This window comes from Pseudomonas syringae CC1557 (assembly GCF_000452705.1).
In the GTDB taxonomy this organism is placed as follows: domain Bacteria; phylum Pseudomonadota; class Gammaproteobacteria; order Pseudomonadales; family Pseudomonadaceae; genus Aquipseudomonas; species Aquipseudomonas syringae_F.
In genome coordinates this window covers 130,299-145,181 of sequence record NZ_CP007014.1, presented here as the reverse complement: position 1 = coordinate 145,181, position 14,883 = coordinate 130,299, and the positions used below count along the sequence as shown (strand labels likewise).

The 14,883-nt window shown below is 59.8% G+C and carries 15 protein-coding genes; 12 read left to right on the top strand and 3 right to left on the bottom strand.

Annotated elements, in window-relative coordinates; genetic code table 11:
- The first annotated feature begins 25 nt into the window (after positions 1 to 25).
- The 6 genes from N018_RS00685 to argE all read left to right on the top strand — a co-directional run bounded on the left by N018_RS00685 (position 26) and on the right by argE (position 5,359).
- A complete protein-coding gene (locus N018_RS00685; protein WP_025388594.1) occupies positions 26 to 859 on the top strand; it encodes a transporter substrate-binding domain-containing protein in 834 nt (277 codons plus the stop codon).
- Between the two features lie 58 nt (positions 860 to 917).
- On the top strand, positions 918 to 1,649 hold the full coding sequence (locus N018_RS00680; RefSeq protein WP_024643552.1) for a class II aldolase and adducin N-terminal domain-containing protein: 732 nt from the start codon (positions 918 to 920) through the stop codon (positions 1,647 to 1,649).
- A gap of 125 nt (positions 1,650 to 1,774) precedes the next feature.
- On the top strand, positions 1,775 to 3,070 hold the full coding sequence (locus N018_RS00675; RefSeq protein ID WP_025388593.1) for a flavin-containing monooxygenase: 1,296 nt from the start codon (positions 1,775 to 1,777) through the stop codon (positions 3,068 to 3,070).
- Between the two features lie 31 nt (positions 3,071 to 3,101).
- Positions 3,102 to 3,518, top strand: a complete 417-nt coding sequence (locus tag N018_RS00670; RefSeq protein ID WP_024643554.1) for a RidA family protein — start codon at positions 3,102 to 3,104, stop codon at positions 3,516 to 3,518.
- Between the two features lie 12 nt (positions 3,519 to 3,530).
- On the top strand, positions 3,531 to 4,208 hold the full coding sequence (locus tag N018_RS00665) for a DUF1028 domain-containing protein (protein ID WP_025388592.1): 678 nt from the start codon (positions 3,531 to 3,533) through the stop codon (positions 4,206 to 4,208).
- Positions 4,205 to 5,359: an acetylornithine deacetylase gene (gene argE, locus N018_RS00660; RefSeq protein ID WP_025388591.1), complete on the top strand. Its 1,155-nt coding sequence runs from the start codon at positions 4,205 to 4,207 to the stop codon at positions 5,357 to 5,359. Before N018_RS00665 ends, argE begins: the two co-directional genes overlap by 4 nt.
- 18 nt (positions 5,360 to 5,377) lie before the next feature.
- On the opposite strand, the gene N018_RS00655 is transcribed toward argE, so the two are convergent.
- Positions 5,378 to 6,295 (bottom strand): AraC family transcriptional regulator, encoded by a 918-nt coding sequence (locus tag N018_RS00655; RefSeq protein ID WP_025388590.1) that lies wholly within the window; start codon positions 6,293 to 6,295, stop codon positions 5,378 to 5,380.
- A 235-nt stretch (positions 6,296 to 6,530) separates the two neighbouring features.
- Between N018_RS00655 and N018_RS00650 the strand changes: the two genes are divergently transcribed.
- The 5 genes from N018_RS00650 (at position 6,531) to N018_RS28330 (ending at position 11,105) form a co-directional block, all read left to right on the top strand.
- Positions 6,531 to 7,265, top strand: coding sequence for an SDR family oxidoreductase (locus tag N018_RS00650; RefSeq protein WP_024643558.1), 735 nt, complete (start codon positions 6,531 to 6,533; stop codon positions 7,263 to 7,265).
- A 180-nt stretch (positions 7,266 to 7,445) separates the two neighbouring features.
- The gene (locus N018_RS00645) at positions 7,446 to 7,922 is read left to right on the top strand and encodes an antitoxin Xre/MbcA/ParS toxin-binding domain-containing protein (protein WP_025388589.1); all 477 of its coding nucleotides are present in this window, start codon (positions 7,446 to 7,448) and stop codon (positions 7,920 to 7,922) included.
- A complete protein-coding gene (locus N018_RS00640) occupies positions 7,919 to 8,410 on the top strand; it encodes an RES family NAD+ phosphorylase (RefSeq protein WP_025388588.1) in 492 nt (163 codons plus the stop codon). Before N018_RS00645 ends, N018_RS00640 begins: the two co-directional genes overlap by 4 nt.
- Positions 8,411 to 8,625: 215 nt before the next feature.
- Positions 8,626 to 10,119 (top strand): YifB family Mg chelatase-like AAA ATPase, encoded by a 1,494-nt coding sequence (locus tag N018_RS00635; protein WP_024643561.1) that lies wholly within the window; start codon positions 8,626 to 8,628, stop codon positions 10,117 to 10,119.
- 215 nt (positions 10,120 to 10,334) lie between these two features.
- On the top strand, positions 10,335 to 11,105 hold the full coding sequence (locus tag N018_RS28330; RefSeq protein WP_195757178.1) for a type III effector: 771 nt from the start codon (positions 10,335 to 10,337) through the stop codon (positions 11,103 to 11,105).
- 192 nt (positions 11,106 to 11,297) lie between these two features.
- Here the strand turns inward: N018_RS28330 and N018_RS00625 are convergent, their stop codons facing one another.
- Positions 11,298 to 12,605, bottom strand: a complete 1,308-nt coding sequence (locus tag N018_RS00625; RefSeq protein ID WP_024643563.1) for a CitMHS family transporter — start codon at positions 12,603 to 12,605, stop codon at positions 11,298 to 11,300.
- A gap of 299 nt (positions 12,606 to 12,904) precedes the next feature.
- On the opposite strand from N018_RS00625, the gene N018_RS00620 reads away from it, so the two are divergent.
- Positions 12,905 to 13,303, top strand: a complete 399-nt coding sequence (locus tag N018_RS00620) for a GFA family protein (protein WP_024643564.1) — start codon at positions 12,905 to 12,907, stop codon at positions 13,301 to 13,303.
- A 99-nt stretch (positions 13,304 to 13,402) separates the two neighbouring features.
- Here N018_RS00620 and N018_RS00615 read toward each other — a convergent pair whose 3' ends face one another.
- On the bottom strand, positions 13,403 to 14,800 hold the full coding sequence (locus N018_RS00615) for an aminoacyl-tRNA deacylase and HDOD domain-containing protein (protein WP_024643565.1): 1,398 nt from the start codon (positions 14,798 to 14,800) through the stop codon (positions 13,403 to 13,405).
- Between the last annotated feature and the right edge of the window lie 83 nt (positions 14,801 to 14,883).

Below are 14,883 nucleotides of genomic sequence, written 5' to 3'. Positions count from 1 at the left end.
CTCCATGACTCCACGAGGAATACCTATGAAGCTGTCAGCTCTGATTGTTCGTCCCGTAGCCCTGGCTTTAGTGGGTGCGGTGGTCGCCATGTCCTCGTCTGCCGCTTCGGCCTTCCAGCAGCCCGGCAAGATCATTGCCGGCTCGGACATGACGTTCTTCCCCTATGAGTACATGGACAAGAACCGTCCCGCCGGTTTCGACATTGAGTTTCTCGACGGCCTGGCAAAGGTCATGGGGCTCAAGGCCGAGAACATCGATACGCGCTTTCCCAACCTGATCGGCGGGCTGCAGGGCGGACGTTTCGACATCACCAACTCGTCGATGTACATCACCGCCGACCGCCTGAAAGTCATCGACATGATTCCTTACCTGAAAAGCGGTGAGGCGATTCTGTCGGTCAAGGGCAGCGCCTATCAGCCCAAGACTCCGGAAGACTTCTGTGGCCACAAGATCGGTTCCATGGCGGCGACTTCCTGGCTGCAACAACTGCAGAAACTCTCGACCGACTACTGCGTAAAGAAGGGCCTGCAACCGATCGCCATCAGTGAATACGGCACCGACCCACAGACCACCCAGGCCATGCTGGCGCATGCCGTCGAAGCACAGATCACTGATGCAGCCGTTGCGCGCGGCGTGGTCGAAAAGCTGGGCAACCGGGTGGTGATTTCTTCCGAAACCCTGATCTACCCGGTGCTCAACGGCTTTGGCGTGAAGAAGGGCAACGACGAGGTCCGCAAGGCCCTGGAAGACGGTCTTGAGAAGTACAGCAAGACCCCGGAATACGCCGTGCTGTTGGAGAAATACAAGTTCCAGGCACCCACAGCCGATGACATCGCCGCCCTGATGCCCAAGCCCTGATAACCCAAGAGTGTGCCTGGCAGTTTCGGCAGGCACCTCCGACCGGAGAGCAATTAGCATGGCCCTTAATTTCGAAGAGCAGACGCGAGTCGACCTGGCTGCGACGTTTCGCATCATCGCCCATCTGGGTATGCATGAAGCGGTCGCCAACCACTTCAGTGCGGCCATCTCTGCGGATGGTAAACAGTTTCTGCTCAACCCCAAGTGGAAGCACTTCTCGCGCCTGCGCGCCAGCGACCTGTTGCTGCTCGATGCCGATGATGCCGACGCGGCGCATCGCCCCGATGTCGATGCGACGGCCTGGTCCATTCATGGACAGGTCCACCAGCGTCTGCCCGATGCGCGTGTGGTGCTGCACTTGCACCCGGTCTACACCACCGCAGTGGCCTGCCTGGCCAAGCCGCATGTTCCGCCCATCGATCAGAACACCGCGCGCTACTTCAACCGCATCGCGGTGGACGAGCTTTACGGCGGCATGGCCGACACGACCGCCGAGGGCGCTCGACTGGCCGGCTTGCTTGAGGACAAGAGCCGTCTGTTGATGGGCAACCACGGCGTGATCGTGACCGCGCCGAGCGTCGGCGAAGCCTTTGATGATATCTGGACCCTGGAGCGAGCCTGCCAGATTCTCGTGACGGCCTGGTCAACCGGCCAGCCGCTCAAGGTGCTGGCGGATGATGTCGCCGAGAAAACCGCCCGCGACTGGCAGAAAATTACGGATTTCTCTCGTCAGCATTTCGAGGAAATGAAACTGCTGATGATTCAGGCTGACCCCTCTTTGGTCGACTGATCAACCCTGTTACTGACTGGATGCGCGTCTGCGGATGGCGTAGGACTTCTTGCGCCTGCGCATCGAGGTTTCATCCATTTTTCTTACGTCAACACGCCGTAAATCACCTGTCGAGGGATGCCGAGATGACAGATAAAATCATAGAAATCGATACGCTCGTCGTAGGTGCAGGACAGGCCGGAGTGGCCACCAGCGAACACTTGAGCCGTCTTGGCATTGAGCACCAGGTGCTTGAAAAGCACCGCGTTGCCGAGGCATGGCGCAGTGGTCGCTGGGACTCGCTGGTGGCCAACGGTCCGGCCTGGCATGACCGGTTTCCCGGCCTTGAATTTGCCATGGATCAGGACGGGTTCGCGGGCAAGGAACAAGTGGCTGAGTACTTCGAACGCTATGCACGCAAATTCAACGCGCCGATCAAGACCGGCGTCGAGGTCAAACGCGTCACCCGCAACACCGGGCGCGCAGGTTTTACCGTCGAGACCAGTGCCGGCACCTATGTGGTCAATCATCTGGTCTCGGCGACAGGGCCGTTCCAGAAGCCGGTCATCCCACCGATTGCGCCCGTTAACGAGGCGCTTCATCAGATCCACTCGGCGCATTATTTCAATCCGCAACAACTGCCTGAGGGCGGCGTGCTGGTCGTTGGCGCTGGCTCCTCGGGTGTGCAGATCGCCGAAGAGCTGCTGCTCTCGGGACGCCAGGTGTACTTGTCGGTCGGCCCTCACGACCGCCCGCCACGCGCCTATCGCGGCAGGGATTTCTGCTGGTGGATGGGCGTGCTGGGGCTGTGGGACAGTGAAACCATGCAGCCCGGCAAGGAGCACGTGACCATTGCGGTCAGCGGTGCAAGGGGAGGCTACACGGTCGACTTCCGCCGTCTGGCACAGGCCGGAATGAACCTCGTGGGCCTGACCGAAAGCTTCCTCGGCAACAAGGTGCGCTTTCAGAACGATCTGGTGAGCAACCTCGACAGTGGCGACGCGAACTACCTGTCGCTGCTCGATGCCGCCGATGCCTACGCCGCGCGTAATGGCCTGAACCTGCCGCTGGAGCCGTCGGCCCGTGAGCGCGTTGCAGATGCGCCTTGCATCACCCATCCGCTCAGCGAACTGGACCTGATCGAGTCAGGCGTCACGTCGATCATCTGGGCCACCGGCTATGCCCTGGATTACAGCTGGCTGCAGGTCGACGCCTTCGACAGCAAAGGCAAACCTCGTCACCAGCGTGGCGTGTCCTGCGAGCAAGGCCTGTATTTCGTCGGCCTGCCATGGCTGTCACGACGCGGCTCCGCGTTCATCTGGGGCGTATGGCACGACGCCAAACACGTCGCCGATCAGATCGCCACGCAGCACAAATACCGTTCGTATGACGCAGGCAAACGTGCGGCCCCCGTCGTGCCGTTGCGCAACGTCAACGGTTGATCATCGCGCTCAATGCTCACAGGAGTTACCCATGACTACGCCGACTCATACTCGTATCCGCATGTTCAACACCAAGGACACCTACCCCAATCAAAGCCTGAACAACGACCTGTGTCAGGCGGTGCGCGCGGGTAATACCGTGTACGTAAGGGGCCAGGTCGGCACCGACTTCGACGGCCATCTGGTCGGCCTCGGTGACCCGGCAGCACAGGCGCAGCAGGCGATGAAAAACGTCAAACAATTGCTCGAAGAGGCGGGCAGCGACCTGTCGCACATCGTCAAGACAACCACTTACATAACCGATCCGCGCTACCGCGAGCCGGTCTATCACGAAGTGGGCAAATGGCTGAAAGGCGTGTTCCCGATTTCCACCGGGCTGGTGGTATCGGCACTGGGTCAGCCGCAATGGTTGATGGAAATCGACGTGATCGCCGTGATCCCTGAATAAGGACTGTTGCCCATGACTTTTTCCATTGCCGCCCGCTGTGTCAAAACCGGCCAACTGGGCATTGCCATCAGCTCGTCGAGCATTGCCGTAGGCGCGCGTTGCCCCTGGCTGCGCGCAGGTGTAGGCGCGGTTTCGTCGCAGAACATCACACTCCCGGCCCTGGGACCACAGACGCTGGACCTGATGGAGCAGGGCACGACAGCCTCTCAAGCGCTGGATCAGGTCATCAACGCCAGCCCGTTCAGCGAGTATCGGCAAATCACGGCGATTGATCATCAGGGGCGAGCTGCGCATTTCAGCGGCAGTGAAACACTGGGTATCCACAACGCGGGCAGCGGCGATCAATGCGTGGTGGCCGGCAACATGCTGGCTAGCCCGGCGGTCATCGACGCGATGATTCAGTCCTTCGAGCAGGCAACCGGGCCTCTCGGCGAGCGCCTGTTACAGGCGATGCAGGCCGGTCTGGCAGCAGGCGGGGAAGCAGGGCCAGTCCATTCGGCAGCGCTGAAAATCGTGGGCGAGCAGTCCTGGCCCATCGTCGATCTGCGCGTCGACTGGGCCGAGCATGACCCTATAGGCGAGCTGAAAAGTCTTTGGCAGGCCTATCAGCCGCAAATGCAGGATTACCTCGACCGCGCCCTGAACCCCGCCGGCGCACCCGGTTACGGTGTGCCGGGAGACGAGCGATGAGTGCCAGCCGCGAGCTGCTGGCAAGGCTGGTGGCCTTCGACACCACAAGTCGCGAATCGAATCTGGCCTTGATCGACTTCGTGAGGGATTACCTCGGACGCTTTGGCGTCTCCTGCGAGCTGATCTACAACGCGCAGAAGACCAAGGCCAATCTGTTCGCCACCATCGGCCCGGCTGACGTGCCAGGCATCGCATTGTCCGGCCACACTGACGTGGTGCCGGTCGACGGACAGCCATGGACGTTCCCGCCGTTCGAACTGAGCGAAGCGGATGGCAAACTCTACGGCCGTGGTACCGCGGACATGAAAGGCTACATCGCCTGTGTGCTGGCGCTGGTTCCGGCGTTGACCCGGGCATCGCTGCACATGCCGGTGCATATCGCGCTGTCCTACGACGAGGAGGTGGGTTGCCTGGGCGTGCGCTCGCTACTGGCTTCGCTTCGGTCGCGGCCAGTGAAGCCGATGCTGTGTGTGATCGGCGAGCCGACGGAGCTGAAGCCAGTGCTCGGTCACAAGGGCAAGATCGCGGTGCGCTGCGATGTACACGGTGCTGCATGCCACTCGGCCCACGCGCCCAGTGGCGTCAACGCCATTGAATATGCGGCGCAGTTGATCGGTGAACTGGGTCGCCTGGGCGAGGCGTTACGGGCAGCTGACGCCCTTGACGAGCGCTTTGATCCGCCGTTTTCGACCATTCAGACCGGCGTGATCAGCGGCGGTACGGCCTTGAACATCGTGCCCGAGCAGTGCCGTTTCGATTTCGAAGTGCGTGCGCTCCCCACCCTGGACCCGCAACAGATCGTCACTGCCATGCACGCCTACGCCGAGCAAAAACTGTTGCCGGTCATGCAGGCGGTCAGTGCTCGGAGCGAGATTCGCTTCACGGAACTGTCGAGCTATCCGGGGCTGGATATTCCCCTGCACAACCACGCGGCGGAACTGATTGCCAGCTTCTGCGGCTCGCGGGCATTCGGCACGGTTGCCTTCGGAACCGAAGGCGGATTGTTCGACCAATCGGGCATTCCTGCCGTGGTCTGCGGGCCGGGCAGCATGGAGCAGGGACACAAACCGGACGAGTTCATTAGCGTCGAACAGCTTGAGGCCTGTGACGAGATGCTGAAGCGGGTGCTGGGATTTGTATCCCGCTCATAAGCCCTTTGTCACGCCGCATCAGAATGCTTGGCGAACCCGGCTCAAGTCCGCCGAAGGTGAGCAACCGAACTGGCGGCTGTACTCCCGGCTGAATTGCGAAGGGCTTTCATAGCCGACGCGATAGCAGGCACTGGAGGCATCCAGGCCTTCATTGATGATCAGCCGCCGAGCTTCTTGCAGGCGCAGCTTTTTTTGATACTGCAACGGACTTATGGCGGTCAGCGCCTTGAAACGGTGATGCAGCGTCGAATTACCCAGATTGGCCAGACGCGCCAGTTCGTCGATACGCAGCGGCTCGGTGTAATGACTGTTCAGCCAATCAACCGCCCTCGCAACGCGATGCGTCTGTGAATCCCCAACCGCAATTTCGTAGAGTCGCCGCCCATTGTTGCCGCGTAGCAGCCTGTAATACAGCTCCCGAAGTGCAAGGGGCGCGAGCATGCCGATATCGCGCGGCGTGTCGAGCAGGCGCACCAACCTCAACACCGTCTCAAGCAATGGCTGATCCATCTGCTCAAGAAAAAGCCCCCGCTGCGGCTCGTCCGGAACGCCGTTCAAGGGTGCTTCCGCAATCAGTTGGGCAATGTTCGCAGGTTCGAAATCCAGACGAATACACAGATAGGGCGCCTCGCCACTTGCTTCAAGCACGCGCCCGGCGACCGGCACAGTCAGCGCGACGACCAAGTAGCTGAACGGGTCGTACACATACTGCTCATCGCCCAGCGCAACCTCCTTGCGTCCCTGAACGATCACGCAAAGGGCTGGCCGATGCAGCACATGAATCAACTCGGACGGTGCATCGCAGCGGATAACGTGCAGCGGCGCAATGGCGGTTTCATAGACACCGGGTGCCGCAAAACGCTGCGTCAGCAACTGGATGATTTCGGCCCGGCAAACATCGATGCCCGGAGTGCTCGCAGCCTTGTGTGTATCCATGAAGAACCCCGTCCCAAGTCAGTGTTGCTGCACGCCGTTCCTTTGCATCGAACTCCATCATAGCGGCCATTGTGCAGTGATTCCGCGTTCGGCAGAGCCACAGACAGGAATAGGCAAGTGTCGCGCAGGTATCGGCATGCACGCAGTGATGAGCGCCTCGTAGCATGACCATCGCAATCAGTTTGAGCCGCGCGCTGAAACTGAGCCAACGATGACTTCACGAGGAAAGCCCGTCATGTCGAACATTCAAGGCAAGGTTGTACTGATCACAGGCGCCAGCAGCGGCATTGGCGAAGCTGCCGCCCGACTCATCGCCGCCAAGGGTGCACACGTAGTACTGGGCGCTCGGCGCATCGAGCGTCTGGAGACGCTTGCGGCAGACATCGAAGCGCAGGGCGGCTCGGCATGCTTCCGCGCGCTGGACGTGACCGATGCGCTCGACATGCAAGCCTTTGCAGACTTCGCCAAACATGAGTTCGGCAAGATCGACGTCATCATCAACAACGCCGGCGTCATGCCCCTGTCGCCGCTCGCCGCGCTGAAAATCGCGGAGTGGAACCAGATGCTCGACGTCAACGTGCGCGGCGTGCTGCACGGCATTGCCGCTGTGTTGCCGAGCATGGAAGCGCAGGGGCATGGCCAGGTCATCAACATCTCATCCATCGGCGGCCTCGCTGTTTCCCCGACCGCAGCGGTGTACTGCGCCACCAAGTTTGCTGTTCGCGCCATCTCCGATGGCCTTCGGCAAGAAACCGACAAGATCCGCGTCACCGTCGTCTGCCCCGGCGTGGTCGAGTCAGAACTTGCGGACTCGATTTCAGACGAAACAGCGCGGGAGGCGATGAAAGGGTTTCGGAGGGTGGCGTTGAGTCCGGATGCGATTGCGCGGGCGCTTGTGTATGCGATTGAGCAGCCGGACGGGGTGGATGTCAGTGAGATTGTCGTGCGGCCGACGGGGAGTCCTTACTGAGGTAATACGACAGGAAGAGACCGCTCTTCCCTATCTGGACAATATTCCATACAGATAACGAGTTCACGCCCTCTATCGACTCCTCCAGAATAAGGCGCTCTGCTACAGCGTATCAATGCTACGCGCCATCTGCGCCAAACGGCGCTATACTTGCGTCAAATGTCGCACCTGGAGGAACACATGATGGTTTCCGCCACCACACCTGGCGTCAAGCCTGCACCGACATCCCGCAGGCCAACGGAATACCTGCTCAGGGCTGATGCTGGCCAGCTCAGTCAGGTCATGGTCTACAGGCTGACGGTCAAGGGTTTCGAACTGAAAGACGTACAGGACATGCTGTCGATCTCTGATCTTTATTCGACGAATAAGGTCATGAGCCGCATCGTGGGCAAGTCCATAAGGACGATCCAGCGTCAGGGCAGCAGCAAGCAGCCTGCACACCTCAACTCCCAACAGAGCGCCGTAGCGTTTCAGTATGCAAAGGTTCTGGAACACGCCATCAATGTCTTCGGTACTCAGAAGCTTGCAGAGGAGTGGCTCGGGCGCCCCTGCAAATACCTGGACGGCGACGTACCGCTGGACGTTATCGATAACCCCATCGGGTTTCAGGCCGTCGAAGACTACCTGGAGCGCATCGAGTATGGGGTCTATCAGTGAATCCATTGCCCTGGACTGATTCGTGGCGCGCATGGCGCCTTGATCGCGAGGTCTACAAGGACAGTTGGGACAGCGGCATTGGTGCTCACAAGCTGGGGGGGCGCTGGAACCCTCCGGGTCGATATGTTGTTTACGCCTCGGCTGATCCCTCGACTGCCATTCTGGAAGTAGCGGTGCACGCCGGCTTTGACGCGCTGGATACCGTGCCGCACGTACTCACCTGTTTTGAAGTACTTGATCAGAGCCTCATCAAGACGGTACAGCCCGAGGACGTTCCCAATCCTGTCTGGCTGACGAGCGCATCTGCGTCACCGAACCAACAGAAGTTTACAGACGCCCTTTTGGCCAGGCATCCATTTGTACTGATCCCGTCTGCTGTCACACGCCACTCCTGGAATTTGCTGATCAGCTGCGAGCTGGCCAAAGGCAAGTATCGTGTGATCCATCAGGAACGCTTTGGTTTGGACACACGTCTTGTGAAGGTTTGAGTGCTTATCGGATGGGCCTTCCAATCGCCTGACAGCCACCGCTCAATGCTGCGTGTTGACAAGTGCCCCACGCAGCGAGACAGCATGGACATATACGTGCGTTGCGCCTGCGGGCTGTTCGGATCTCAACTCACACCCTGTATCCATTCCCCACCCACCCTCTCCCCACAAATAAAGCACCATACCCGCCCATCGCTCATATCAAGGAATGATCCATGTCGCTGGCTATCGTCCATAGTCGTGCCCAAGTCGGGGTGGAAGCCCCGGCGGTTACGGTTGAAGCGCATTTGACCAATGGCCTGCCCGCCCTGACGCTGGTGGGTTTACCTGAGGGCGCGGTCAAGGAGAGCAAGGACCGGGTGCGCAGTGCGATTCTCAATTCCGGGCTGGATTTTCCAGCGCGGCGTATCACGCTCAACCTTGCGCCGGCTGATTTGCCCAAGGATGGTGGTCGCTTCGATCTGGCCATTGCGCTGGGTTTGCTGGCCGCCAGCGGGCAGATCCCGTTGGTTGCGTTGCAGGATGTCGAGTGTCTCGGCGAGCTGGCGCTGTCGGGGGCTCTTCGACCTATTCAGGGGGTGCTGCCTGCTGCGCTGGCGGCGCGTGCAGCGGAGCGGACGTTGATTATTCCGGCAGTGAATGCCGAGGAGGCCTGTCTGGCGTCCGGGTTGCGAGTGATCGCGGTGAATCACCTGCTGGAGCTGGTCGGGCATTTCAACGGGCGCACAGTGATTGCGCCTTATCAGTCCAGCGGTCTGCTGCACCAGCCAAAACCGTACCCGGATTTAAGTGAGGTGCAGGGCCAGACCGCTGCGAAGCGTGCGCTGGTGATTGCCGCTGCAGGGGCGCATAACCTGTTGTTCAGCGGGCCACCCGGCACCGGCAAGACGCTGCTCGCCAGCCGCCTGCCGGGTTTGTTGCCGCCGCTGGATGAGCACGAAGCGCTGGAGGTGGCGGCGATTCAGTCGGTCGCCAGTCAGATACCGTTGACCAGTTGGCCGCAGCGGCCGTTTCGGCAGCCGCATCACTCGGCTTCGGGGCCTGCATTGGTGGGCGGCGGCAGTCGTCCGCAACCTGGCGAGATCACACTGGCGCATCACGGCGTTCTATTCCTTGATGAGTTGCCGGAGTTTGATCGTCGTGTGCTGGAGGTTCTGCGCGAGCCGCTGGAGTCCGGGCATATCGTGATTTCCCGTGCGAGGGATCGTGTGCGCTTTCCGGCGCGGTTTCAGTTGGTGGCAGCGATGAACCCGTGCCCCTGTGGATATCTCGGCGAACCGACGGGGCGCTGCCGTTGCTCAACCGAGCAGGTGCAGCGCTATCGCAACAAACTGTCCGGACCGTTGCTGGACCGTATTGACCTGCACCTGACCGTCGCCCGTGAAGCCACAGCCCTCAACCCCGACCCGACCACCAGTGAAAACACAGCAAGCGCCGCGGCCGTAGTGGCTAAGGCACGCGAACGCCAACAACGCCGACAGGGCTGCGCGAATGCGTTTCTCGATCTACCGGGGCTGCGTGAATACTGCGCGCTGTCGAGCACCGACGAAAGCTGGCTGGAAACGGCGTGCGAGCGTCTGACCCTGTCGCTGCGTGCCGCGCATCGGCTGTTGAAAGTAGCACGAACCCTGGCAGATCTGGAGCAGTTGGATGCGATCAATCGTAGCCATCTGGCCGAGGCGTTGCAGTATCGACCCTCCACCAACTGACGACCGCAAACGGTTCTCCCACGTCAACGGTCAAGCCAAAGGAGAACCCGTTGGGCTATGAGCATGCGTTTTATGGGAACTCCTTATCGCGGATCGCCACTTAGCGGGCAGTAAACGGAGATTACCCATTGAATATAACGCCGCTCACATCAACCACCAGCAAGGGATTGGCCGCTCAAGACGCACGCAAAATTGCCATTCCCAACTCCACGCGCATGATCAACGCAGGTTCGATGAGATGGTTAAATAAGGGGCGTTGCTCCATTGGTAACCACATCCGCGCCAGTATCGAGGAAGGGAAACTGTTCGAGTTGGCTTCCCTGGGTGACAACATGTTCGGTGTCCCGGCCATTTCAGGGCGCAACTCGACGCACCATCCTGTTTTGAGGTTTGAGCCCGACCCTAATCACGACTTGAACCTTGTCAGGGTTTATATGCAAGACAGCGCTGGCAAGCTCAATCCTTGGGAGCCGCCAGCCGACGCAGTCTCTACACCGCTGCCTGGGCCAGAGGCGCAAGCCCATTCTGCTTCGTCTTCGTTACCTCGGCGGCCACCTGCAAGCTCGGTGCTTAGCTCGTTAGGCGTCGCGTTGAATCAAGCGCAACGCGACAGTCCTCGTGTGGATAAGTCCGGCGGGAGGCTGCTTGGCCGAGCAGAACGGAACGGGGCAAGGATCAATGCACAGCAAACAGAGCCTACAGCGGCGAACGCTTGTGGTGATCATCAGACACATAATCCTGATCTCACCAGGCCAAAAGATGCAGCTCAACGCGTTGCTCAGAGCATAAACAGCATGCGAGAGCATCAAAATGAGATGCAACGCGCCCAAGCCCTTCTCAAAGCAAAATCTGCCTTGCAAGCCCGGAACGCTGCGCGTAAACAGCTCATGGACGTGCTCGATGCCATCCAGTCTGGCCGTGAAGACTCCTTCAACAAGAAGATCAGCGCCACCGAAAAGAATGCCAAGGGCATTAATTACCTGTGATCGGACCCCGGCAACACAGGCTGCTGAAAGTGGCGCGCGGCTTGGCGAATGTGGAGCAAGTGGACGCGATTAATCGCAGTCATATGGCCGAGGTGTTGCTGTATCGACCATCAACCAACTGACGCCCCCAAAACGCAAAAACTCGCCGTCAACGATCAAGTCACGGCGAGCCTTGGGGGCAGCTAAAGAAGCTTACATGCTGCTATAGAACGGGAAGATCCCCATCAGCAGCGCGGCAACCAGGATGCACATGCACACCAGAATCGCCCATTTCAGGGTGAAGCGCTGATGGTCACCGAACTCGATACCGGCCAGAGCAACCAGCAGGTAAGTCGATGGCACCAGTGGGCTGAGCAAGTGAACCGGTTGACCGACAATCGAAGCGCGGGCCATTTCCACCGGGCTGATGCCGTAGTGGGCAGCGGCTTCGGACAACACTGGCAGTACGCCGTAGTAGAACGCGTCGTTGGACATGAAGAAGGTGAACGGCATGCTGACCAGCGCGGTGATGACCGCGAGGTAAGGGCCCAGCGCATCCGGAATCACCGCCAGCAGGCTTTTCGACATCGCGTCGACCATGCCGGTACCGGACAGGATGCCAGTGAAGATACCGGCCGCGAAGATCAGGCCGACCACCGCCAGCACGCTACCAGCGTGGGCCGAGACGCGGTCCTTCTGATCTTGCAGGTTCGGGTAGTTGATGATCATCGCGATACTGAACGCGATCATGAACAGGACCGGCAGGGGCAGCAGGCCCATGATCAGGGCGACCATCAGTGCCAGGGTCAGGGCTGCGTTGAACCAGATCAGCTTTGGACGGCGCGCGTCAGGGAATTGCGAGACGCTGATTTCGCTGTGGTCGACTTCATCACCTTGCAGGTGCAGTTCACCCAGACGGGCGCGTTCACGCTTGCCGTAGAAGTAGGCAATCGCCAGGATTGCAACGACACCTGCCAGCATGGCCGGGATCATCGGTACGAAGATGTCGGAGGCATCGACGTGCAGGGCACTGGCCGCACGAGCGGTCGGGCCGCCCCAGGGAGTCATGTTCATCACGCCGCCGGCCAGAATGATCAGGCCTGCCATGATGCGCGGGCTCATACCGATGCGGCTGTACAGCGGCAGCATGGCGGCAACGCAGATCATGTAAGTGGTTGCACCGTCACCGTCGAGAGACACCACCAACGCCAGTACCGCAGTACCGACCGAGATGCGCATCGGGTCGCCTTTGACCATTTTCAGGATCTTGCGCACGGCCGGGTCGAACAGACCGGAGTCGATCATCAGCGCAAAGTACAGAATGGCGAACATCAGCATCACGCCGGTCGGCGCGAGCTTGGTGATACCTGCCAGCATCATCGGGCCGATCTGCGACGCGAAGCCACCGAACAGGGCGAAGATGATCGGAACCAGGATCAGGGCGATCAGCGCAGTCAGGCGCTTGCTCATGATCAGGTACATGAACGCAATAACCATGGCGAAGCCAAGGAAAGTCAGCATGGGAATACTCCAGACGTAATACGGCTACAGAACGTTTAAATGAACGATTCAGCTCAGTAGGAGCGGTACGTGGAGTGTTGGCGCTAGAAGGGTATGGATCGAGAAATCAGCAAGCATCGGAATCACCATTATTGTTGTTAATTGGGCCTGAAACACCTCGGAGTCCGTTCCTGGCTAACCGGTCTTTGTGCCGGAAGTGGGCTGATGCTAATTGCCCAAGCTTTCACCGACCTTTCAATCGGTGGTTGTCAGATTTTTATTGTCACAGGAGTAATAGCGCACAACAGGGAGACGCGCCGATGAGCCAGAGCCAGACAGGTGGCTGCCATTGCGGCAGCCTTCGCTATCAGTTCGATGCCCCGTTGCGGGACATTGCGCACTGCCACTGCTCCATCTGCCGGCGCACCTCGGGCGCAACCGTGATGACCTGGATAAGCGTGCCGCTCACTTCTTTCCAGTGGCTTACAGGCAGCCCATCCGCTTACGATTCTGCCTCGACCTGCGTCCGCTATTTCTGCGGCAACTGCGGAGCCCACCTGGCACTGTTTACTCGCAACAGCCCGAACGAGATAGACGTCACCATCGCAACGCTCGATCAACCCGAACTGGCCACGCCATCTCGCCACATATGGATAGAAAACAAACTGCCGTGGCTGCATCTGGATGAGGATTTGCCGGGGGATGAAGGTGAGCCTTAGCGAGCCGGGCGACGCTTCACTTGTTCACAAACAGGCCGGTGCGAGCAAAGCAAGTCACTGCCAGGCTCGCTCCTTCATGGAAAGCGGGTCAGATGTCGATCACTGACTGAACTGCGAAGCCAGTTCGCGTAGCAGTACTTCGGCTTCCAGCACTTTCCTGACCGATTCATTGGCCTTGTCACGGGTAAGGCCCAGGCGTTCGAAGAGCTCGTCAGGAATCTCTTGCTGAGGCCCTGACCCTACGCCATTGGCGCGCAACAGGCGCACAGCCAGGAAAACCAGGTTGGCGTAAGCGTGATGCTCGCCCGCGTAGTCTGGATCGTGCTGGAAGCGCAGCGCGGTAGCGAGCTCGTCCGGCATGTCCCAGTAGCGCATCAGCCAGGCACCGATCTGCTCGCGGCTGATGCCCAGCAGGTGGTGCTCGATGTAGCTGTGATGCAGGTGCGGGTTGACCTCCAGCTGGCGACAGATCAACGAGAAGTGTGGCGGGAACACATGGGCCAGCAACAGATAACCGAAGTTATGCAGCAAACCGGCGAGGTAGGTCAGGCCGCCTTCAGGGCGCTTGGCACGCGGGATGGCACGGGTCAGGCCTTCGATGACTGCCGCGGTGTAGATCGACTGCTGCCAGTAGGGCGTGGTCTGTTGCGGTTGATCCTTGGGCAGACTCAGGGTCTTGCCCAGCGCCAGGCCCAGCGCCAGATTGATCACCAGGTCGAAGCCCAGAACCCGAACGATTGCATCTTCGACCGAACGAATCTTGCCGGTCGACGCGTAATAAGGCGACGCCGCCCAACTGACAACCTGAGCCGCCAGCGCCGGGTCGGTTTCGACCACGCCGGTGATGTCATCGATGGTTGCATCGGGATCGACCCGAAGCTTGATGATTTTCTGTGCGGTGCCCGCCAGCGGTGGAATTTCCAGGGTCGCTTCCAGACGCTGCTGGATACGACGGGCCGTGAACGCATGCATGGCCTGGGTGATTTCTGCCCGATCATCGTCGGGCCGGTCCAGATTGGGGTGAATCCCTGCAATGGATTGGCCGAAATGTGCGGCACTGGCCTTGCTCAGCATGGACTTGAAATCGTCACTGCTGATCTCCAGCCACAAGCCGGGCTCCCCCGAACCTACAAGCAGCAATGGCTCCTGCAACAAGCGTTCGTCGTAGAGGCACGGCGAACTGGTCAGTGCCGGAAGCCCCGGCAACACTTGCAGACTGTGCTTGGTCAGCATGCGCGCCAGTCGCTCGTGCGGCACGGCGGTCAGTTGGCGCCCGGTCAGCTCGGTGATCCGGCTGAGGTCCAGCAACTGACTTTGCGGAAACAGAATCAGCAGGGCGCCCACAGCATCCTCGACCAGTACGGCCTGGACCTTGCGAGCGGGTTGCAGGTCTTTGTCGTCCAGGACTTCGTGATAGCTGATCGCCAACTTTTCAAGCAACTGCCGGATAACAGGCGGCGCGTGGTGCGGATCGTTGACGTGGGCAACTTCTGTCATGGTCTTTGTCCAAATTCCTACATTTTTTGAAGTATAACCACGTTATCCGTTTTGGGTCTCACGCGGTTTCCAAAGCGTAGCCT